The sequence below is a fragment of the Sphaerisporangium krabiense genome (genome assembly GCF_014200435.1).
GTDB classification, from domain to species: domain Bacteria; phylum Actinomycetota; class Actinomycetes; order Streptosporangiales; family Streptosporangiaceae; genus Sphaerisporangium; species Sphaerisporangium krabiense.
The window spans coordinates 3,329,767-3,350,087 of the sequence record NZ_JACHBR010000001.1 but is presented as its reverse complement, the minus strand read 5'-3'; the positions used below and the strand labels follow the sequence as shown (position 1 = coordinate 3,350,087).

The 20,321-nt window shown below is 73.9% G+C and carries 17 protein-coding genes; 10 read left to right on the top strand and 7 right to left on the bottom strand.

Annotated features, from left to right (window positions below):
* Positions 1 to 226: 226 nt before the first annotated feature.
* From BJ981_RS14990 to BJ981_RS14965, 6 genes are read left to right on the top strand one after another with little or no spacing between them, the layout of a single operon-like run.
* Complete coding sequence (locus tag BJ981_RS14990) at positions 227 to 1,546, top strand: YveK family protein (RefSeq protein ID WP_184611831.1); 1,320 nt, start codon at positions 227 to 229, stop codon at positions 1,544 to 1,546.
* A 7-nt stretch (positions 1,547 to 1,553) separates the two neighbouring features.
* Positions 1,554 to 3,002 carry an O-antigen ligase family protein gene (locus tag BJ981_RS14985; protein WP_239139508.1) on the top strand — a complete coding sequence of 483 codons (1,449 nt, stop codon included), beginning with the start codon at positions 1,554 to 1,556 and terminating at the stop codon, positions 3,000 to 3,002.
* Entirely contained in the window at positions 2,999 to 4,132 is a 1,134-nt protein-coding gene (locus BJ981_RS14980; protein ID WP_184611829.1) for a hypothetical protein, read from the top strand. The genes BJ981_RS14985 and BJ981_RS14980 overlap by 4 nt, the downstream gene beginning before the upstream one ends.
* Positions 4,129 to 4,986: a sulfotransferase domain-containing protein gene (locus BJ981_RS14975; protein ID WP_184611827.1), complete on the top strand. Its 858-nt coding sequence runs from the start codon at positions 4,129 to 4,131 to the stop codon at positions 4,984 to 4,986. Before BJ981_RS14980 ends, BJ981_RS14975 begins: the two co-directional genes overlap by 4 nt.
* A 36-nt stretch (positions 4,987 to 5,022) precedes the next feature.
* Complete coding sequence (locus tag BJ981_RS14970; protein ID WP_184611826.1) at positions 5,023 to 6,477, top strand: lipopolysaccharide biosynthesis protein; 1,455 nt, start codon at positions 5,023 to 5,025, stop codon at positions 6,475 to 6,477.
* Positions 6,474 to 7,421, top strand: coding sequence for a sulfotransferase (locus BJ981_RS14965; protein WP_239139509.1), 948 nt, complete (start codon positions 6,474 to 6,476; stop codon positions 7,419 to 7,421). The genes BJ981_RS14970 and BJ981_RS14965 overlap by 4 nt, the downstream gene beginning before the upstream one ends.
* A 23-nt stretch (positions 7,422 to 7,444) precedes the next feature.
* On the opposite strand, the gene BJ981_RS14960 is transcribed toward BJ981_RS14965, so the two are convergent.
* Positions 7,445 to 9,589, bottom strand: a complete 2,145-nt coding sequence (locus BJ981_RS14960) for an AfsR/SARP family transcriptional regulator (protein WP_184611824.1) — start codon at positions 9,587 to 9,589, stop codon at positions 7,445 to 7,447.
* Positions 9,590 to 9,820: 231 nt separating this feature from the next.
* On the opposite strand from BJ981_RS14960, the gene BJ981_RS14955 reads away from it, so the two are divergent.
* The 3 genes from BJ981_RS14955 to BJ981_RS14945 all read left to right on the top strand — a co-directional run bounded on the left by BJ981_RS14955 (position 9,821) and on the right by BJ981_RS14945 (position 12,634).
* Positions 9,821 to 10,699, top strand: a complete 879-nt coding sequence (locus BJ981_RS14955) for an alpha/beta fold hydrolase (RefSeq protein ID WP_184611822.1) — start codon at positions 9,821 to 9,823, stop codon at positions 10,697 to 10,699.
* A 142-nt stretch (positions 10,700 to 10,841) separates the two neighbouring features.
* Positions 10,842 to 11,981, top strand: a complete 1,140-nt coding sequence (locus tag BJ981_RS39205; RefSeq protein WP_239139510.1) for a sensor histidine kinase — start codon at positions 10,842 to 10,844, stop codon at positions 11,979 to 11,981.
* Entirely contained in the window at positions 11,978 to 12,634 is a 657-nt protein-coding gene (locus BJ981_RS14945; protein WP_184611820.1) for a response regulator, read from the top strand. The genes BJ981_RS39205 and BJ981_RS14945 overlap by 4 nt, the downstream gene beginning before the upstream one ends.
* Here the strand turns inward: BJ981_RS14945 and BJ981_RS14940 are convergent.
* From BJ981_RS14940 to BJ981_RS14915, 6 genes are all read right to left on the bottom strand, one after another.
* Complete coding sequence (locus BJ981_RS14940) at positions 12,607 to 13,233, bottom strand: DUF2306 domain-containing protein (RefSeq protein WP_239139511.1); 627 nt, start codon at positions 13,231 to 13,233, stop codon at positions 12,607 to 12,609. The genes BJ981_RS14945 and BJ981_RS14940 overlap by 28 nt on opposite strands.
* A 517-nt stretch (positions 13,234 to 13,750) precedes the next feature.
* A complete protein-coding gene (locus BJ981_RS14935) occupies positions 13,751 to 14,548 on the bottom strand; it encodes a WecB/TagA/CpsF family glycosyltransferase (protein ID WP_184611818.1) in 798 nt (265 codons plus the stop codon).
* On the bottom strand, positions 14,548 to 15,528 hold the full coding sequence (locus tag BJ981_RS14930) for a glycosyltransferase (RefSeq protein WP_239139512.1): 981 nt from the start codon (positions 15,526 to 15,528) through the stop codon (positions 14,548 to 14,550). Before BJ981_RS14930 ends, BJ981_RS14935 begins: the two co-directional genes overlap by 1 nt.
* Positions 15,525 to 16,487 (bottom strand): sulfotransferase, encoded by a 963-nt coding sequence (locus tag BJ981_RS14925; RefSeq protein WP_239139513.1) that lies wholly within the window; start codon positions 16,485 to 16,487, stop codon positions 15,525 to 15,527. Before BJ981_RS14925 ends, BJ981_RS14930 begins: the two co-directional genes overlap by 4 nt.
* A 196-nt stretch (positions 16,488 to 16,683) precedes the next feature.
* On the bottom strand, positions 16,684 to 18,108 hold the full coding sequence (gene rox / locus BJ981_RS14920) for a rifampin monooxygenase (RefSeq protein WP_184611814.1): 1,425 nt from the start codon (positions 18,106 to 18,108) through the stop codon (positions 16,684 to 16,686).
* A gap of 206 nt (positions 18,109 to 18,314) precedes the next feature.
* Complete coding sequence (locus tag BJ981_RS14915) at positions 18,315 to 19,121, bottom strand: helix-turn-helix transcriptional regulator (RefSeq protein ID WP_204070494.1); 807 nt, start codon at positions 19,119 to 19,121, stop codon at positions 18,315 to 18,317.
* Between the two features lie 142 nt (positions 19,122 to 19,263).
* On the opposite strand from BJ981_RS14915, the gene BJ981_RS14910 reads away from it, so the two are divergent.
* On the top strand, positions 19,264 to 20,289 hold the full coding sequence (locus tag BJ981_RS14910) for an ABC transporter substrate-binding protein (RefSeq protein WP_184611812.1): 1,026 nt from the start codon (positions 19,264 to 19,266) through the stop codon (positions 20,287 to 20,289).
* Positions 20,290 to 20,321: the final 32 nt, after the last annotated feature.

Sequence of the window (20,321 nt, the reverse complement as noted above, 5' to 3'; positions counted from 1 at the left end):
CGCTGAGCTGCGATGTCATGGAGAATGAAATATCCCGATATCCCGGTCCAGCCGGGCCGTTCGCCGTCCACGAAAACGCTCGTATGCGATCGAGAAATCTTGGGTTGTGCCTATAGTTCTCAGGACCCGTTCCCGGCGGCCCGCCCTTTTCGCGTCCCGCTCGAACGGCGCCGATCAGCACCGAACCCCGATGGACGACCCCCGCACCGAGAGGCCTGCCGCTGCCATGAGCCACCCGGCGTCCTCACTCCCCGGCGGCCCCGGCGGCCCCGGCGGCCCGGACAACGGCTACGGCCCGCGCGGCCTGGTCGCCCGGCGCGAGCCCGCGGAGCCCGCGGAGCCCGCGGAGTTCGCCAGGTTCGGCGCGATGCTGCTGCGGCGGCGCGTCACGCTCACCTGGTTCCTGCTCGGGGGCCTCGCGCTCGGGGGCCTCGCGCTCGGCCTGTCCCCGGCCTCCTACACCGCCACGGCCGAGGTCCTCGTCGCGCCGACCGGCGTCCAGGACCAGACCAACCAGACCACCCAGCGCCAGCGTGAGCCGCTCAACCTCGACACCGAGGCCCAGATCGCCCACTCCGCCGTCGTCGCCGCCCGCGCGGCCCGCATCCTCAAGGTCCAGGATCCCGAGGCGCTGCGCGAGCGCGTCACCGTCAACGTGCCGCCCAACTCCGCCGTCCTGGCCGTGTCCTACGCCGCCGACGACCCCGCGGGCGCCGCCGCCGGGGCGCAGGCGTTCGCCAAGGGCTACCTCGCCCAGCGCGAGTCGGCGGCGCGGCACGCCATCGACGCCCAGCTCAAGGCCCTGTCCGGCAAGCTGCGCCAGGTCGACTCCGCCCTCGCCGCCGTCGTCGCCGCCCTTCCCCGCGCCCCGCGAGGCTCGGCCGCCCGCACCATCGCCGTCCAGCGGCAGAACGTCCTCACCCGGCAGGTCTACGCGCTCACCCTCAAGCACGACGCGCTCAAGACCGTCGCGGTCACCCCCGGCAGCGTGATCAGCGACGCCCGGCCGCCCGACTCCCCCACCCGGCCGCGACCGCCGCTGTACCTGGGCAGCGGGCTGTTCCTCGGCCTGCTCGCCGGCACCGGCGCCGCCATGCTGCGCGACCGCCTCGACACCCGGCTCAGGACCGCCGCCGACATCGAGCGCCTCACCGGCCTGCCCGTCCTGTGCAAGGGCGGCAACGCCCGCGAGCTGCGCGAGCTCGCCATGGCCGTGGCCCGCCACCTGCGCGACGGCGGCGAACTGCTCGTGCGCGGCGTCACCCCCGGCGTCGACCCCGAGCCCATCGCCGACGATCTCCGCCTCGCCCTCACCGGCCTCGCCCCCATCTGGGTCCGCACCGACCATGAGGCCCGCGCCGACGCCGCCCTGCTCGTCGTCGAGAGCCGCGTGGCCAGGTCCAAGCAGCTCGCCCAGGCCGTACGCCAGCTCCGGCGCACCGAGATCTCGCCGCTCGGCGTGATCCTGCTGACGTCCTCGGCCGCGGCCGGCCGCCGCCCCGCGATCGGCCGCCCACCCGCCGACCCCGGCGCCCGGGCCTCGTGAGCCCGCCATGAGCCTCCCTCCCCCCTGGCCGTCCCGCGTGCGCCTGCCCGCGCCCGCGGCCTGGCCGATCGCCGGCTACCTCGTCGGCTACCCGGTCTGGTGGGCGCTCGGCTTCGGCGGCCTCTCGATCATCGTGGCCGCCGTCCCCATGGCGGTCGTGCTGTGGCGGCGCAGGCCCGTCCGCGTGCCGAAGGGCATGGGCCTGTGGGCCCTGCTCGTCGCCGGGTACCTCGTCAGCGCGGTCATGCTCGGCGAGTCGCCCCCCGGCACGTACGGCGAGCTCGGCACCGGCCGCGTCCTCGGGTACGCCATGCGTCTCACGCTGTACGTGGCGCTGGTCGTCATGGTGCTCTACCTGGTCAACCTCACCGAGCGCGAGCTGCCGCGGCGCGCGCTCGTGGGCATGCTCGGCGCGCTGTTCCTCACCACCGTGGCCGGGGGGCTGCTCGGCGTCGTCGCGCCGCGGTTCACGTTCACCTCGCCGGTCGAGACGCTCCTGCCGTCCTGGGTCAGCGGGAACTCCTACGTCCGCAACCTGATCCACCCCACGGCGGCGCAGATCCAGCACGTCCTCGGGCACGCCTCGCCGCGTCCCGAGGCGCCCTTCGAGTGGGCCAACGCCTGGGGCGGCAACCTGTCGGTGCTGCTGGTCTGGTTCGTCGTCGGCTGGTGGGTGTACGGCGGGCCGGTGCGGCGGGCGCTGTGCGCGGCGGCGGTCGCCGTGGCGGCGATCCCCATCGTCTACTCGCTCAACCGCGGCCTGTGGATCGGCCTCGCCGTCTCGCTGGCGTACACGCTGGCCCGCGCGCGGCCCCGCACCGGGCTGGTGATCGGCGCCGCCGTCGCCGTCGCGGGGCTCCTGCTCGCCGCCGGGCCGCTCGCCGGCATCGTGGCCCAGCGTCTGGACAGCCCGCACAGCAACCGCATCCGGGCCTTCACCGTCGCCGCCACCCTGGAGGCCGCCGCCCACTCCCCGATCATCGGGTACGGCAACACCCGCAACGCCTACGGCAACTACCAGACGATCACCACCGGCAAGACGGACTGGTGCGCCGAGTGCGGGCATCCGCCGCTCGGCAGCGACGGGCAGCTCTGGCTCCTGCTCATCACTCAGGGCTTCACCGGGGCCGCGCTGTACGTCGCGTTCTTCGCCGGGGCCGTCCGCCGTCACTGGCGCGACCGCACCCCCGTCGGCCGGGCGGGCACGCTGGTCATGATCCTCGCGCTGCTCTACATGTTCGTCTACGACGGGCTGATCACCGCGCTCACCCTGTACATGATCTCGTTCGCCCTGCTGTGGAGGAACGGCGCCGACGGTCTTCTCCCTACCTCCCCGATTCACCCCCGCTTCGCGGGGCAGTCGAACGGGGACAGCACCCGGCCGACGGCTCCGATGTCCGCTCCCGTGACGACCCCCATGACAGGCCCCATGACAGACGTGGAGCGCCCTTCATGAGGGACTTTCGCGCGCGGCTGCGCTATCTCGACGAGGTGATCCTCTTGCTCTACCCGCCCGAAGACCTCACCCGCGAAGACACCCGCCCGGACACCCGCACCAGGCCCCGCCCCACCCTTCGCACCCCCGATAGACCGGCCCGCCCCATCACCGAACCCGTGAACGGTCATGCCGCGGCCGAGCCGGCGGCCGGGCGGGGCCCGGTTCGCCGGGACACCCCCTACGCGCTCGTGCCGAGCCGGTTCCTGCCGCGGCGGCTCGTGCCGCGGTCGCTGTGGCTGCCGGGACGCCGCCGGCTGCCGAGCGGCCCCGGCACGATCGAGGGCCACCTCGCCGACGTCCTCGGCCGCCCGGTCACCGTCCTGCTGCACGTCCGCCCGGCCCGGCGCGCCAACCGCAAGCCCATCCTGGAGGTCCGCACGCCCTCGGGCGAGCCGCTGGCGTTCGTCAAGGTCGGCGACACCGACCGCTCGCGCGCGCTGGTCCGGCACGAGAGCGCCACCCTCCGCATGCTGGCCGCGGCCCCGCTGAGCACGGTGGTCGCGCCCACCGTCCTCCACCACGGCACCTGGAACGGCCTGGAGGTCCTCGCGCTCTCCCCGCTCCCCACCAGCCGCCGCCGCGTCCCCGCCTCTCTCCTCGAACGCGCCATCGCCGAGATCGCCACCCTGGGCTCCTCTCTCCCGCACCCCGCTCCGCGGCACCACGGAACGCCGGCACACCACGAACCCCGGGCCGCCGGGCACGGGCCCTGGATCGATCTCGCCGGCGGGCACGCCTGGCACGGGGACTTCGCGCCGTGGAACGTGGCGCCCGGGCCCGGCGGGCGGCTGCTGGTGTGGGACTGGGAGCGGTTCGAGACCGGTGTCCCCCTGGGGTTCGACGCGCTTCACCACTTCTTCCAGCGCGCGCTGAAGCGCATGTCCCCCGAGGTGGCCGCCGCCGCCTGCCTGGCCCAGGCGCTGCCCACGCTCGCCCCCTTCGGCCTGTCGGCGGGGCAGGCCCGCCAGACCGCCGTCCGGTACCTGATCGCCCTGGCCGACCGTCACGAGCGGGACGGCCTCCAGCCGCTCGGCCCGCCCGAGCGGTGGCTCGCGCCCCTCGTCGACCATCAGGAGGTCATCACGTGAACCCCACCGTCAAACGATCCGCCCACGCCGTGTCGCACACGGCGGGGCGGCTCACCGTCGGCGGGCGCCTGCTGCCGTCCTTCCTGATCGTCGGCGCGCAACGCTGCGGCACGACCTCGTTGTACCGCGCCCTGGCCCAGCACCCTCTCGTGCTCAAGCCCGTCCTGCGCAAGGGCGTCCACTACTTCGACACGGCCTACGACAAGGGGCTGTCGTGGTACCGCGCCCACTTCCCGCTGCGGGCCAGGGCGGCCCGCCTGCACCGCCGGTACGGCACGCGCCCGCTGGCCTTCGAGTCCTCGCCCTACTACATGTTCCACCCGTTGTCGCCGTACCGCCTGGCCCGTGACCTGCCCGGCGCCAAGATGATCGTGCTGGTGCGCGACCCGGTCGAGCGGGCGTACTCCGCCCATGCCCACGAGGTCGCGCGCGGGTTCGAGACCGAGCGGTCGTTCGCCCGCGCCGTCGAGCTGGAGCCCTCGCGGCTGGCCGGAGAGATCGAGCGGCTGTGCGAGGAGCCGTACGGCCACAGCCACGCGCACCGGCACCACGCCTACGTCGCCCGCGGGCAGTACGCCGAGCAGCTCGCGCGCCTGGAGTCCGTGGTCGCGCGCCGCCGCATCCTCGTGATCGACAGCGGGCGGTTCTTCGCGACCCCCGAGCCCGTGTACGACCAGGTGCTGGAGTTCCTCGGCCTGCCGCGCCTCGGCGACCCGGTGTTCGAGCGGCACAACGCCCGTCCCCGCCCGGCCGAGATGCCGCGGTCGCTGCGCGAGGAGCTCTCCGAGCACTTCGTCCCCTGGGACCTCAAGCTGTGCGACTGGCTCGGCGATGTCCCCTCCTGGCGCCGCTGACCTCCCGGCCCTCCGTCCTTGACTCACCTCACGGTCATGCCGTCCTCCGATGGACGCGCGGTGGCCTCCCTGGTCCGAGGCGGCGCCGCGGGGCTGGCCGGAGCGGTGGCCGGCGCCGGGGCACAGGTGCTGATCGTGGTCGCGCTGACCCGCGGGCTGGACGCGGCCTCGGCGGGGACGGTGCTCACCGCCACGTCGCTGTGCCTGATGGCCGCGGGCATCCTCCGCCTGGACACCGGTAATGGGCTGATCTATTTCATCGCCCGCCACCGCGACGGGGCACATCCCGATATTTCCAGACTCGTCCGATCGGCGCTGCTCCCCGTCCTCATCCTCTCCATCGCCGCGGCGGCCCTCGCGTACCTCGGCGCGGACACCATCGGGGCCCTGAACGACGCATCCGGGAGCGGGTCTCCTCCAACGAGCGCATCCTCCCCCACAGGAGGGACGGTCGCCGTCGCGGCCTCGCTGGTGACGGCCGACGCGACGGCGACGGTGGTGCGCGTGCTGGCCCTGGCCCTCCCCTTCGTCGTCTGTGCCGACATCCTGCTCGCGGCGACGCGCGGCTTCGGCGCGATGCGCCCGACGATCCTGCTCGGCGGCGTGCTCCAGCCCGGCGGACAGCTCGTCCTCGTCGGCGCCCTGCTGGCGGCCGGGACGGGCCCGGCGTGGGCGATCCCCGCCGCCTGGGCGGCCCCGTACCTCCCCGTCGTCCTCCTCGCCGCCCTCTGGTTACGCCGCCGCGTCCCCGCGCGCGGCGGGACGCCGGACGTGACACCGCGCTTCTGGCGGCACACGGCGCCGCGTGCCTTCGGGGCCGCGACGCAGGCCGTGTTCCAGCGGCTGGACGTCGTCATCGTGGCCGCGCTCGCCGGGCCCGCCGAGGCCGCCGTCTACACCGCCGCCACCCGTTTCAAGGTGGTCGGCCAGCTCGCGAACCAGGGCCTCACCCAGGCGGTGCAGCCCCGCCTCGTCCGCGCGCTGGCGGACGGCGACCTGCCCTTGGCCCGCGTGCTCTACCAGGCGACCACGATGTGGCTGGTCGTCCTCACCTGGCCGATCTGGCTGGGGTACGCGCTGCTCGCGCCGTGGCTGCTGCGGGTGTTCGGCGAGGGGTACGAGGGCGGGGCCGCGGTCGCCGCGGTGCTGGCGGTCACGATGATGGCCGCGACGGCCTGCGGCATGGTGGACGTGGTGCTGATCGCCGCCGGGCACACCGTGTCCAGCACGCTCAACATGCTCGGCGCGATCGTGGTGACCGTCGCCCTGGACGTGGCCCTGGTCCCCGCGCACGGAACGCTCGGCGCCGCCCTCGGCTGGTCGGCCGGCGTCCTCGTCAAGAACGCACTCCCCCTGGTGCGCGTCTCCCGCCGCTACGGCCTGCGCCCCTTCGGCCGCCACAGCCTCCCCTCCCTCCGGCCACGAACCCGTGACCGGCAGGAAGAGCCCGCGCCCATGGGCGGCCCGAGCGCCGGACGCGTGACGCCGTGATCGGCCGGCGTGCGGGCGGCCCGCCCATCCTGGTGACCGGGCTGCCCCGGAGCGGGACGAGCTGGGCGGGGAAGATGCTCGCGGCGAGCGGCGAGGCGGTGTACGTGAACGAGCCGCTCAACCCGGGCCGCCCGCCCGGCCGCTCCCCCGGCGTGCTCGACGCCACCGTGCGCCACCGGTTCCAGTACATCTGCCCCGACGGCGAGGAGCCGTGGCTGCGCGCCTTCTCCGGAACCGTGGCCCTCCGCTACGGGTACGCGGCCGAGCTGCGCCGCAACCGCCGCCCCGGCGACCTCGCCCGGCTGGTCAGGAACGCGTCCTCGTTCACGGCCGGCAGGCTGCTCGGACGCCGTGCGCTGCTGGACGACCCGTTCGCGCTGTTCTCGGCGGGATGGTTCGCCGAGCGGCTCGACTGCCGGGTGGTCCTGCTGGTGCGCGACCCGGTGTCCCTCGTGGCGAGCTGGCGGCGGCTCGGCTGGACGGTGGACGTCCGCGAACTGCTCCGGCAGCCCCTGCTGGTCCGCGATCACCCGTGTGTGCGCGACCTGTCCGCTCTGGCCGGTTCGGGGGACGGCCTGACGACGACCGCCGCGCTGTGGCGCGCCGCCAGAACGGTCGCCGAGACGCTGTCCGCACGGCACCCCGGCATCCGCGTCGTCCGCTACGAGGATCTGGTCACCGATCCCCTCAACGGCTACCGCGACCTGTACGCCTGGTGCGGCCTCACCTGGTCCCCCACAGCCGAGCGAACGATCACCCGGGCCTCCCGGCAGGCACGAGAACCGCGATCGTCACGCGCGCGCGCCACCGCCGGGGCTTTCCGGTGGCACGGCCTGTCACGCACCGCCTACCGCCCCATGGACCCCCAGCGGGCCCTCGCCGGCCACCGCGACCAGCTCACCACCGACGAGATCGCCCGCATCCTCGCCCTGACCCGCCCGTGACCACGACGCGTCGCCGGGGTCGGTCACGACGGGAGACGGGTGAGAGCGGTGGCGATGCGGGCGAGCCAGCGGTCCACGGGCCCGAGGGTGATGAGGCCGCTGCCCGCGCCCGCGAGTTCACCCGCGGCCGGGAGCAGCCGGGCGTGGACCCGTTCCAGCACGGGCCGGTCCCCCAACTCCAGCGCGACCGCGGCCTCCAGACAGCACAGGGCTTCATAGAGCAGGTCCGGAGGCGGCTCCGGCATCGCGCGCAACACCGTCCGCGCCTCGGCGTGCCGTCCTTCACCGAGCAAGAGGAACGGCTCGGCCCAGGGACGATAGGGCCCCCAGTCCGCGTCGGGGTCAAGACGTCCGGCGACCTCCGTAGCGGACGGCACGGCGTCCCTGGCGAACGGCACATCCTCTCCGGTGGACCCTGCGGCCTCCGTGGCGGGCGTCGTACCGTTCGCCAGGAGCAGGCTGAGGTGGGTGAGCGCCGACAGTCCGCCCTCCACGCCGGGCATGCCGGCGCCGTCGAGCCGGGCGGCGGCGGCACGGTAGGCGGGCTCGGCCTCGGCGATCCGCCCCTGGGCGGCGAGCCGCAGCGCGCGGTACCACTGCGTGAAGACGGTCGCCAGCGGACGTTCGTGACGCTCGGCCAGCAGGTCGACGGCGGCGGCGTGCTCGTCGGCGCCGGGCAGGTCGCCCAGGGCGGCGCGGGCCTGCACGCGGACCAGGTGGCCGAGGATCCGGTAGGTCGCCAGGCCGTGCCGGGCCGCCAACGCGACCAACTCCGCGCCGATCGCGTCCCGCCGCGCCGCGAGCCCGGCCCGCGTGCACGACTGCACGTACGCCCCGTTCAACGCGAACGCCAGCAGCGCGGGATCCCCCAACCGGCGGGCGATCTCCACCCCCTCCCGCGCCGCCTCCGGGCCACGCGGCGACCGCACCCCGCGCGTCTCCACCGCGATCGTCACCAGCAGCCGCGCCCGCACCCCTGCGTAGGCCGCCACCCCCTCGCCGTCACCACCGCGTGGCCGCACGTCATCGCCGGGGAAGCGCGTGTCGCCGCCCGGCACCGTCGCCTCCTCGTCGATGGCACCGTCCGGGAGGACGGCCAGGACGTGTTCGGCGGTGGCGGCTATCCGGCGGGACTGTTCGGGGTCGTCGCTGCGGGTCCAGATGGTGGGGACGTCGTAGGCGCCGATGACGCGGGCGGTCAGCTCCGGGTCGCCGAACTCCTCGGCCGCGCCGATGGTCGCCGGCCGGTGCTCCTGGGCCGCCTGCAGGCCGCTGCCTCCGGTCACCGCGAGGTTGCGCAGCAGGCTCACGGTCGACTCCAGCCGGGCACGGGCGCCGGCGCCCACCGCACGGTCGTACGCCTCGGCCGTCTGGGCCCACAGCCGTGCCCCGGTGACCGCGCTGGACGGCTGCTCCAGGCGGGGATCGTGGGCGAGGATGCCGGCCTGCAACCGGCGCAGCTCCGGACCGAGGTCCACGCCCAGCTCGTCGGCCAGCGCCGTCCGGGCCCGGCGCAGCACGGCGAGCGCGTCGCCCTGGCGGCCCGTGCGGTACAGGGCCAGGGCGAGCAGGCGCCAGGCGTTCTCCCGCAAGGGGTGCCCGGCCAGGTGCGCCTCCAGGTCGCGTACGGCCTCGGCGGCGAGCCCGACGGCCAGCCGCGCCTCCGCGAGCCGTTCCACCGCCTGGAGGCGCAGCTCGCCGAGGCGGGAGCGTTCGGCCAGCGTCCACTCCTCGTCGGCGAACTCGGCGTACGCCGGGCCACGCCACAGGTCCAGGGCCTGTTCCAGCCGTTCGAGCGCCCGCGCGGGCGGCAGGGTGGCGGCGGCGTCGACACCGGTCTCGAAGCGCCAGGCGTCCACGTCGTCCGGCGCGGCCCGCAGCGCGTACCCGGGTCCGTCCGTGACCAGCAGCCGGGCGGGGGTCCGGGGCGGGCGGCCGGGTTCCAGGACGCGGCGCAACGCGCCCACGAAGGTCTGCACGGCGCCGACGGCCCCCGGCCTCGGCTCGTCCCACAGGTCGTCCACCAGGCGGGACACCGGGACCACGCGACGGCGGGCCACGATCAGCCGCGCCAGCACCGCCCGATGCCGCGGCCCCTTCAGACCGAGCACCCCGCCACCCCGCTCGGCCACCACCGGCCCGAGCACCCCGAACGTCACCTTCTCCATCACACCCCCACCCCTCGGCCCCCGCCCCCAGCACGCAGAACACGACCGCCGTCTCCCCCGCGCCTCTGGACACCACCGGCACCGGCGCGCCGAACGCAGGCGCTTCCCCTCCCCCGGTCACCACGGTATGTGCTGAGTGGATGCTGAGTGGATGCTGATTGGCGGGGGTCAGGGTGGGGGTGGCCGCCTGAGGTGGCGGTCTCCTCCGCGAGCGAACGAAAGCGGTTCACCATGGCACCGACCATTCCCGGCTTCGACTACCGGCGCGTTCAGGTCGCCGACGACGTGGCGCTCAGCGTCGCCGTCGGCGGCTCAGGCCCGGCGATCGTGCTGCTGCACGGCTTCCCGCAGACGCACCTCATGTGGCGGCACGTCGCCGCGGACCTCGCCACCGATCACACGGTGATCTGCCCCGACCTGCGCGGCTACGGCGCCAGCGACAAGCCCGTGGACGACGGCGGCGGAACGTACGGCAAGCGCGCCATGGCGGCCGACGTCGTGGCGCTGGCCCGCGCGCTCGGGCACGAGCGGTTCGCGCTGGCCGGGCACGACCGGGGCGCGCTGGTCGCCTTCCGCGCCGGGCTGGACCACCCGCACGCCGTCACCCATCTGGCCTGCCTGGACGTGCTGCCGACCCTGGACATGTGGGACGTGATGCAGGGCACGACCGCCGCCGTGGGTTTCCACCTCTACCTCATGGCCCAGCCGCCGGACCTGCCGGAACGGATGATCGCCGCCGCCCCGGACGTCTTCTTCGCCCACTTCCTCGACATCTGGGCGCAGGACCCCGAGGCCGTTCCCGCCGAGATCCGGGCCGCGTACCTGGACGCCTGCCGCGACGCGGTGCCGTCGATCGTGGCGGACTACCGCGCCTCGGCGACCGTCGACGTCGAGCACGACCGCGCCGACCGGGCGGCGGGCACCCGGTTGCGCATGCCGGTGGCCGTCCTGCAACAGGACTGGGGCGCCGCCCTGGGCTACGACGCGGAAGCCCTCTGGCGCGCCTGGGCCCCCGACCTGGCCCACGCGACCGTGACCTGCGGCCACTTCATGGCCGAAGAGGCCCCCGAGGTGGTCACGGCGAAGCTCCGCGCCCTCATGACCCGCTGAACGCGACCGCGTCCGCCCCCGCGCGCCGAACTCGACCACGGCCGTCCGCGCCGGCGGAACGGAACACCCTCCCCAGCCCCGCGGCACAGGACGGCGATCACTTCTCATGGTCCGGCGGCGGCGTGACTCGTACCATGGTGGCGTGAGGGGTTTCTTCAGGTCTGTCTGGCACGAGCCCCGTTCCCCGAATCCTCCCTCCCGCGTATGGCGTGACTGGGTTCTCGTGGCCGTGCTCGTGCCGGTCGCGGTGATCGAAGGCGTGGTACGCACGGATCTCCCGCGGCCGGCCCTCTCGGTGATCCTCACCATCGGGCTGGTGCCCACGTTGTTGTGGCGCCGGACCAGGCCCCTGCTGATGGTCACGATCATCTTCGCCGGCACCACCCTGGCCTCGCTGCTCACGGGCGGCGAGTCGGCGGAGACGAACACCATGGCCTTCCTGGTGATCGTGATGTACGCGTTGTTCCGCTGGGGTTCCGGGCGCGAGGCCGTGCTCGGGTTCGCGCTGATGACGGCCGCGCTGGCCGCCGCGGTCCTCACCGGTCGCCTCGTCCTCTCCGACGCGTTCGGCGGGCTCGCCGTCGTCATCTCGGCCATGGCACTCGGCGGGACGTTCCGCTACCGGGCCCGGGCCAGGATGCGCGAGCTGGACCAGGTCAAGCTGCTCGAACGCGAACAACTGGCGCGCGACCTGCACGACACGGTGGCGCACCACATCTCGGCGATGGCGATCCGCGCCCAGGCGGGCCTGGCGGCGTCGGCGTCCCGCCCCGACGCCGCGACCGAGGCGCTCCAGCTGATCGAATCCGAGGCGGCGCGCGCCCTGTCGGAGATGAACGCCATGGTCCGCGTGCTCCGCCGGACCCACCCGGCGGAGCTGACCCCCGGCCGGCGCATCGCCGACGTGAAAGAGCTGGCCGACCGCCCCCGTGTCGGCCCGTCCGTCGAGGTGGAGATCTCCGGCGAGGTCGACGGCGTCTCCCCGGCGGTCGGGGCCGCGATCTACCGCATCGCCCAGGAGTCGGTCACGAACGCCCGACGGCATGCCCGGCGGGCCACCCGCATCGAGGTCCACGTCGCCGCCGACGACACCTCGGTGCGCCTGCGGGTGAGCGACGACGGCGACTCCGGCCACGTACGCCCGTCCGCGTCGCCGGGGTACGGCCTCATCGGGATGACGGAACGCGCTCGGCTGCTCGGCGGCACCTGCGTCGCCTCGCCCGGCAACGCCCAGGGGTGGACCGTGACCGCCGTCCTGCCCCGCTCCGGGGTGGCCTCATGACGGTCCGGGTGGTCGTCGCGGACGACCAGGAGATCGTCCGCACCGGGCTCGCGATGATCCTGGACGCCCAGCCGGACATCGAGGTCGTGGGCCAGGCCGAGGACGGACGGCGCGCGGTCGAGCTGGCCCGGCGCCTGCGCCCCGACGTGTGCCTGTTCGACATCCGCATGCCCATCCTGGACGGCATCGCGGCCACGCGCGCCCTCGCGGGCCCCGGCGTCGAGGACCCCCTCGCCGTCGTCGTCATCACGACCTTCGACCTCGACGAGTACGTCTACGCCGCCCTGCGGGCCGGCGCCCGGGGCTTCCTGCTCAAGAACGCGGGCGCCGCCCTGCTCTCCCAGGCCGTGCACGCCGCCGCCGACGGCGACGCGCTCATCGCGCCGAGCATCACGGCCCGGCTGCTCGGCGCCTTCGCCCGGACGGGACCCGCCTCGCCGCCCGTGCAGCCCATCGAGGCGCTCACGATCCGGGAGGAGCAGATCCTCGCCGCCGTGGCACGGGGCCGTACCAACAGCGAGATCGCCCACGAGCTGCACATCTCTCTCAGCACGGTGAAGTCGCACATCGCGAGCCTGATGGCCAAGCTGGGCGCCCGCAACCGCGTCGAGATCGCCATATGGGCCTACGAGACCGACCGCGTGCGGAGCTGAGCCGGACGGCGGTCCCGGCGGAGGAACCACTCGGCCACCACCAGGTTGATCACCCATCCCGCGGCCACGAGCAGGGCTCTCGGCAGCTCGCCGGGTGTGCCGAAGAGGATGAACCAGGGGAGGTGCGTCAGGACCTGTGTGCCCGCGGCCAGCCCGATCGCGTAGGCGCGGGTCATCCAGGCACGGTGCCCGGCGATGTCCCGCCGCAGGATCGCGGCGACGCCTAGCAGGATGGACACGACCATGGCCGAGCCGAACACGAGCCGGAAACCGGCGAGGAGTTCGCCGTCGCCAGGGGGCCACGGGTAGAACAGGGTCATCCACAGCCCCGTGATCGCCGCGACGAGCCCGCACGGGACCAGGAGCCGACCGGCCGCACGGTGCCAGGCCGGCCTGCGGCGGCGGAACCCGCGGGCGAACTGGAAGGCGCCGAGAACGCTGTAGAGCGTGGCGCCGACGATGTGCAACACCACGGGCAGGGGCACCGCGAAGAACCGGGCGTTCTCCGGCGTCACCGCCGCGCCGCCCATCAGCCCGTCGAGCCGCACCGCACCCATGATGACGGGAACGGCGGACAGCAGGATCAGCCCCGCAGGCACCCGCCACTGCCCACGCTCCCGCGCCGCCCCCGCCCGCGCTCCGTTCCCCCCACCCGCCGACGGCGACGCACCCGTCCGCCCCGCGTTACCCCCACCCGCCGACGGCAACGCACCCGTCCGCGCCGCCTCGCCCCCGTCCGCCAATGGCAACGCGCCCGCCCGCGTCGCGTCGCCCCCGCCCGCCGGCCAGTCCTCTCCTGTCTCCCGCGCCGCCGGCTTACCCTCTCCCGCCTTCTGGGACGAGGAGGCGCTCGTCCCAGCGCTGCGGCGCATGCCGGAGTTTCGCGCTCTGATTCCCGTGCCGCGTGAGGTCTCCTGCCCTGCCGTGGTGGTGACCCCGGTGCTCTCGTTCGTCATGCTTCGATCGTGACGGCGAGGCGTCCGCGCTTCATCGATGGAACGGTCAGACCTGAATCAGCCGATAGCCCATGAACCAGGCGTACTTTCGGCCGGCGAACACCCTCACCGTCCCGCCCCTGCGACGCGGCAAGGACCTCCGATCACATGCCGCCTACGCTCACGACGGGCCGCGCCCGCGAAGGAGCCGTTTGACCAGGCACACCACGAGCAGGCGGAGCGCGAACGGCAGATCGTCGACCAGGTAGCGGCGGGCGAGGCGGCCCGGCTCGGAGGCCAGGCGGAACAGCCATTCCAGGCCGGACCGCTGCATCCATTCGGGCGCCCTGCGCGCCGTCCCCGCGGCGAAGGAGATGGCGGACCCGCAGCCGACGAACCAGGCGCCCGGCAGATCCCGGCGGACCATGCTGATCAGCCGATCCTGCTTGGGGAACCCCAGCCCGACGAAGACGATGTCGGGATCGGCCGCCACCAGGGACTCGCGCACGGCCGCGAACCCCTCGGCCGTCTTCTCGAACCCGTACGGCGGCGCGGACCCCCCGGCCACCCGCAGGCCGGGGAAGCGCGCCCGTAGCACCTGCGCCGCCTTACAGGGCACCCCCGGCGGCCCGCCGAGCAGGTAGATCGACCGGCCGCCGGCCGCCGCCGCCTCCGACAGCGACCAGATCAGGTCGGCGCCGGTGACGCGGGCGGGCACAGGCGTGCCGAGCAGCCGGGACGCCCACACCAGCGGCATGCCGTCGGGGACGAAGAGGTCGGCGCCCGCGATGATGGCCCGCACCTCGGGGTCACGGGCGCAGGCACGGCAGATGTCCACGTTCGGGGTGACCACGTGGCCGCCCTCCCCCCGCCGGAGGGCGGCGACGACGTGGCCGACCACCTCCTCCTCGGTGAGGGCGTCCACCGGAAGGCCGCCGATCGTCAGCCGCGGGGCGCCGGTCGTCGTGCGCGGCGCCATCAGATGCCGTGCCCGCGGGTGTGCAGCACGCTCAGCACCGAGCGGGCGGAGACCAGGCCGAGCGCGACCGCCAGCGCGATGGGCGCCCGCGGCTCGCCCCATCGGGCGGCGAACGCGCGTAACGCCCAGCGCCCGGCCGCGCGGCGGCGTCCGAGCGCGGCGTTGTGGAAGGCGAGCTGGCCGTAGACGCGGGCGGCGCCGCGCCGGTCGGCGGCGAGGCCGGGATGGCGGGCGAGCATCCATTCCAGGCCCGCGATGCGGTCGGCCCAGCGGGTGACGTACGCCGAGCCGCCCCAGCGGACGCGGACCAGGGGGCGGTCGACGTAGACGATCGGATGCCGCCCGGCGGCGCGCAGCGCGAGATCCCAGTCTTCGTTGTGCCCGCCGGGCGCGCTCTCGTCGGGCCAGACGGCGCCGCGGCGGAACAGGAACGTCGAGGAGTGGACCATCATCATGCGCGAGCGCGTGAGGTGGCGGGTGGTGACGCGGTCGGTGCCGGCGAGGCGGGTGACGCGGTGGGTGCCGTACTCGACCTCGACGGCGCACCCGGCGAACTCGGCCGCGGGGTCGGCGTCGAGCGCTGCGAGCTGCGCGCGCAGCTTGCCGGGCAACCACAGGTCGTCGTCGTCGCAGAACGCCACCAGCGGGGTGCCGAGCGCGGCGATGCCGGTGTTCCGCGCCCCGGGCAGGCCGGGGGTGAGGTGGTTCGCCATCACCCGCACCCGGCCGGGCCATCGCGCGGAGACGGCGTCCACCTGGCGGGTCACGGCGGTCACGTCCCCGCGGTCCACGACCACGACGACGTCCACCCCGCCGGGCGCCTCCTGGGCCAGGACCGCCGCGAGGGCGGCGCACAGGTGGTGCGGGCGGTCGCCGCGCGTGGGGATCACGACGCCCACGGAACCCGCCGGCTCCGGGGACTTCTCGCGATCCATCGGCTTCCCCTGCGCCATCGGCTCCATGGGTTCGATCGGCTTCATCGGCACTCCTGGGCGGCGACTCCGGCGGGGATGCGGGGGACGCGGGTCTCTTCCCGGGCGGGGCGGCGGCGTGGGCGGTAGCCGTACTGGAGCATGAGCGGCCAGGTCAGCGCGGTGACCAGCCAGCGGTGCAGGCGCGGCTGGCGTTCGCGCCAGGTGTCGTCCCTGGTGAGTTCGAGGGCGCCGACCGTGAAGCGCATGGGGTTGCCCGCGCAGGTGTGGGCGGCGGACAGCTCGGCCATCCCCGGCCGCAGGAAGCCGAGGGCGACCCCGCCGAGCCCGAGGCGGCCGAGCAGCGCCGCGAGGACGGCCGGGGGGTCGGCGAGCAGGTCTTCGTACCGGACGCGGATGACGGTGCCGCGGCGCCGGGCGAGCAGCTCGTAGGCGAGGTTCTGCACGAGCCAGTGGACGGCCGTCCGCACGGGGGGCCAGCGGGTCATGGCGCCGCCGTTCTCGGGCCTGGTGACCTGTCTGTGCCACGAGTAGGCGACCGCGCGCGGATCGCGGACGACGTGGACGACGCTGAGGTCGATCACGGGCGAGGTGCGCAGGCAGAAGGCGAGGGAGGCGTGCTTGCTGGAGTCGACCACGACCGGGCGGCCGGAGATCTTGGCCGCCGCCTCGTACACCCGGGAGTACGCCCGGGTGTACCCGCTGAGGCCCACCTGGAGGCGCTGGGAGGCCAGCGCGGGGATGCGCCGGGTGCGGTCGACCCGGCGTCGCAACGTCAGGACGCGGTCGGCCAGGCCGGACGACCACCCGCCGAACGCGCGGATGCCGACCCGCCGCCAGAACTCACACGCCCCGAACGGCTCCCCGCACCCGCACGGCTCCCTGGCGATGATCCCGCGTTCCCATAGATGGATCACCTCACCGAGCGGCGCGACGCCAGGGACCTCGCCCAGCAACCGCTCGAGCAGCGTCGTACCGCTACGCCCCAGCCCGCCTATGAAGATCACTCGAACACCCACCGGCCCGGACCCCCGAGAAACGCCCAACACGGAACGTGCCGACGCTAGCGCGGAGAGTAATCGCTTGCTGTCGAAATGGTAAAGGATCTACATAGGAACCGGCTCACCTCCTCGGCGGACACCCGATGAAGTGCTCACCGCCCGCGGGCTTCCCGTTCGTCCCCGACACCGCTGAGGCGGAGAATCAGCCGGCGGCGCCGAACCATCGAGGCAGATGGCCGAGCAGATCCCGCTGATCGTCGCCGGCCCACGCCACGTGGCCGTCCGGGCGTAGCAGCACGGCGGGCGCGTCCAGTTCCTCGCTGACGTCGAGGACGTGGTCGACCCGATCGGCCCACCCCGCCACCGAGAGCCGGCCGGTCTGGTCGAGCAGCAGTCCACGGCCGTCGCGCATCAGCTCGTAGAGGCGCCCCCGCTTCAGCGTCACGTCCCGCATCCTCCGGCCGAGCGGTTCGCGCCCCTCGCCGAAGTCGTAGCGCACCCCGATCGCGGTGATCTTCTCGATCAGGTGCCGGCGCACCTCCTCGAACTCCATCAGTTCCGCCAGCAGCCGGCGCACCGCCCGAGGGCCTGGTTCGAGGGACATCAGCTCGGACTGCGCGCGGGTGTTGTTCAGCACGTCGGCGGCCACCGGGTGCCGTTCGGCGTGGTAGCTGTCCAGCAGCCCCTCCGGCGCCCATCCGCCGACCTCGGCGGCCAGTTTCCAGCCGAGGTTGAACGCGTCCTGGATGCCGAGGTTGAGCCCCTGCCCGCCCAGCGGCGGGTGGACGTGCGCCGCGTCGCCGGCCAGCAGCACACGGCCGACCCGGTAGCGGTCGGCCTGCCGGGTGCCGTCGCCGAACCGGGACAGCCAGCGCGGCGAGCGCACGCCGAAGTCCGTGCCCGCGAACACCCGCAGCCGCCGCTTGAACTCCTCGAGGCTCGGCGGGACCGTACGGTCCTCGGCCACCCCCTCGGCGGGCACGACGACGCGGTACAGCGCGTCGCCGAGAGGCCCGGCGCCGAATCCGCGATGGGTCTTGCGGACTTCGGCGACGATGGCGGCGACCGTCGCCGGATCCTCGGTCACCTCCATCTCGCCCAGCAGCCACTCGGTCCTGGCGGGCTCACCGGGGAAGCCGACACCGAGCAGCCTGCGCACCGTGCTGCGACCGCCGTCGCACCCGACGAGGTAGCGCGAGCGCAGCCGCGTGCCGTCGGCCAGCTCGGCGGTCACCCCCTCGTCGTCCTGGCTCAGCCCGGCCAGCGCGGAGCCGCGCCGGATCTCGGCGCCGAGCTCGGTGGCGCGCTCGGCCAGCAGGCGATCGGTGACGGTCTGGGGAATGCCGAGGATGTACGCGTGCGCGGTGTCCAGCCTGTCGGGCCATGGCTTGTCGACACCGGCGAAGTAGCCGCCGAGCCTGGTCTTCCGGCCGTGGGCGAGGAACCGCTCCAGCAGGCCGCGCTGGTCCATCACCTCGATGCTGCGCACGTGCAGGCCGAGCGCGCGGACGATTCCGGCCGGCTCCGCGTCCTTCTCCAGCACGAGCACGTGCACGTCGTGCAGCCGCAGCTCACTGGCCAGCATCAAGCCCGTCGGCCCGGCGCCGGCGATGATGACGTCGAACATGAACCCCCCGTGCGATGAGATCCGGTTCCGGGACGGCCGCCCGATCCGCCGGCGAGCACATGGACGTCGCGAATCCCTGATCTGTGCGCGCTCGCCCCTCGGCCGGACATTCTGCGGCACGCCCCGGGCCTTGCCGCAAGCCCCCCGGTGCGCTATAGGTTGAAAGTGGCGGGGGCTGCGATCTCCATCGGAGGCGGTCTCCGCGCCTACCCCAGGCCGGGCCGGCGGAGGGCGTAACGGCCCGGGGTGCAGCCGTGCTCCTTGGTGAAGGCGGCGATGAAGGCCGACGGGGTGGCGTATCCGACGCGCCGGGCGACCTCGGCCACCGGGTGGGACTCCAGCAGGGTCCGTGCGGCGCGCAGGCGCAGCCTGGTGCGCCATCGCGAGTACGACATGCCGAACTCGCGCTCGAAGTCGCGTTGCAGGGTCTTGACGCTGATGTGCAGCCGTTCGGCCCACTCGTCCAGGCGGAGCGGGTCGCCGGGGTCGTGCGACAGCGCGCGGGCGACCTGCATCGCGAAACCGGTGCCGGTGGCGTGGTGGCCGACGAACTCGCGCGTCGACGCGCCGAGTCCGGCCAGGATGCGGCGGCGGGCCACGAGCGCCCGCTCCTCGTCCTGACCGGTACGGGCGATCGCCTGGACGAGCCGGGCCGCCTCGTCGTCGATGGAGACCGCTCCGGCCCGGAGCCCGGCGAGCGCCGGCGGCACCTCTCGCAGGCAGATCCTGTACACGGTCCGCCAGTCCGCGGCCTGTACCTCATGGCTCACGGCACGGTGGGCCCAGAACGCCTCCCGTGGCCCGACGAACTGCGCGTCCGCGCCGTACCGGGTGGAGAGCATGCCGTCGGGCGACCAGTAGAGCTGGTGCAGGAAGTCCTCCCGGCTCCGCCCGAATTCGAGCACGGCCGCCGAGCGGTACTTGAGCACCAGGATGCCGTCGGGCCGGCCGAGGCCGTAGCCGTACTCCTCGCACGACATCGGATCCGTCCCGGTAGGGGGCACGACCGTCACCGAGTGACCTCCCGCCGACATCGACTGACCTCTCGTCGACACTGGAACCATGTTTGGCAAGGCTATCCTAACTAACCATTGCTGTATGGGTTAGGACCCTCCTGTCTCATTTGTCCATGCATGTCATTGAAGGACCACGTTCATGTCTTCTCGACGGCCCTGGCGCCTGGCTGGCGCTCTTGCTCTCTCGCTCACCTTGGTGGCGGGCTGCGGTTCCGCCGGCTCCACGGGCTCCGGCGGCTCCAGCGGTTCCGGTGGCGCGGAGTCCGGCGCGGCGCGGACCCGGGTGTTCAGCGCCGACAACGGCGATGTCACGATCCCGGCCGCCCCCAAGCGGGTCGTCGCGACCGGCTACGCGGTGCCCGTGCTCATCGAGGCCGGCGCTCCCTTGGCCGGCATCTCCACCTGGCAACGCGGCCTGCCGCTGATGACCGCCCAGCAACGCGCCACCTACGACGGCCTCACCAAGATCGCGGGAGAGACGGCGGCCGAGACCAACTACGAGGCCATCGCCGCCGCCAAGCCGGATCTGATCATCATCGGCGTGCCGAAGCCGGTGATCGCCGACATCAACATGGACCGGCTGAAGTCCATCGCCCCCGTCGTCGCGATCGGCCCGACCCTGCCCGCCGCGTGGCGCGAGCGGTCCCGGCTCCAGGCCGACGCCGCGGGCCGCCTCGACCACTTCGAGGCCGCCAAGTCGGCCTACGAGAAGAAGGCGGCGGAGCTCGCCGGCACGTACGAGTCCGCACTGGACGGCGTGAAGTTCGGCCACGTGGGCGCCTACGGCGATGTCGCCGAGGGAACGTTCCACCGCGAGTTCGCCGGTTCCTGGGGCACCAACATCGCCCAGGACGTCGGCGTGAACTACTACGGCGAGGTGAAGAAGAAGGAGGGCGGCGCGGGCGACGTCACCGAGTACCCCTCGATCGAGGAGCTGCCGGAAAGCCTCGGCGAGGCCGATGCCATCACGTACACGCTGGACGCCGACGGCTCGGTGAGCGAGGCCGTGCGGTACGTGCTGGACTCCAAGCTGTGGAAGAACCTGCCCGCGGTCAAGGCCGGCAAGGTCTTCCCGCTGCGTTACACCGAAGCGGCGACGTACGGCTCGGCGCTCACGACGCTGGACGCGATCGACCAGGCGCTCGCGCCGCTGCTGGACCGATGAGCATGGACCGGCGGAATCCACGGGAGCGCGTC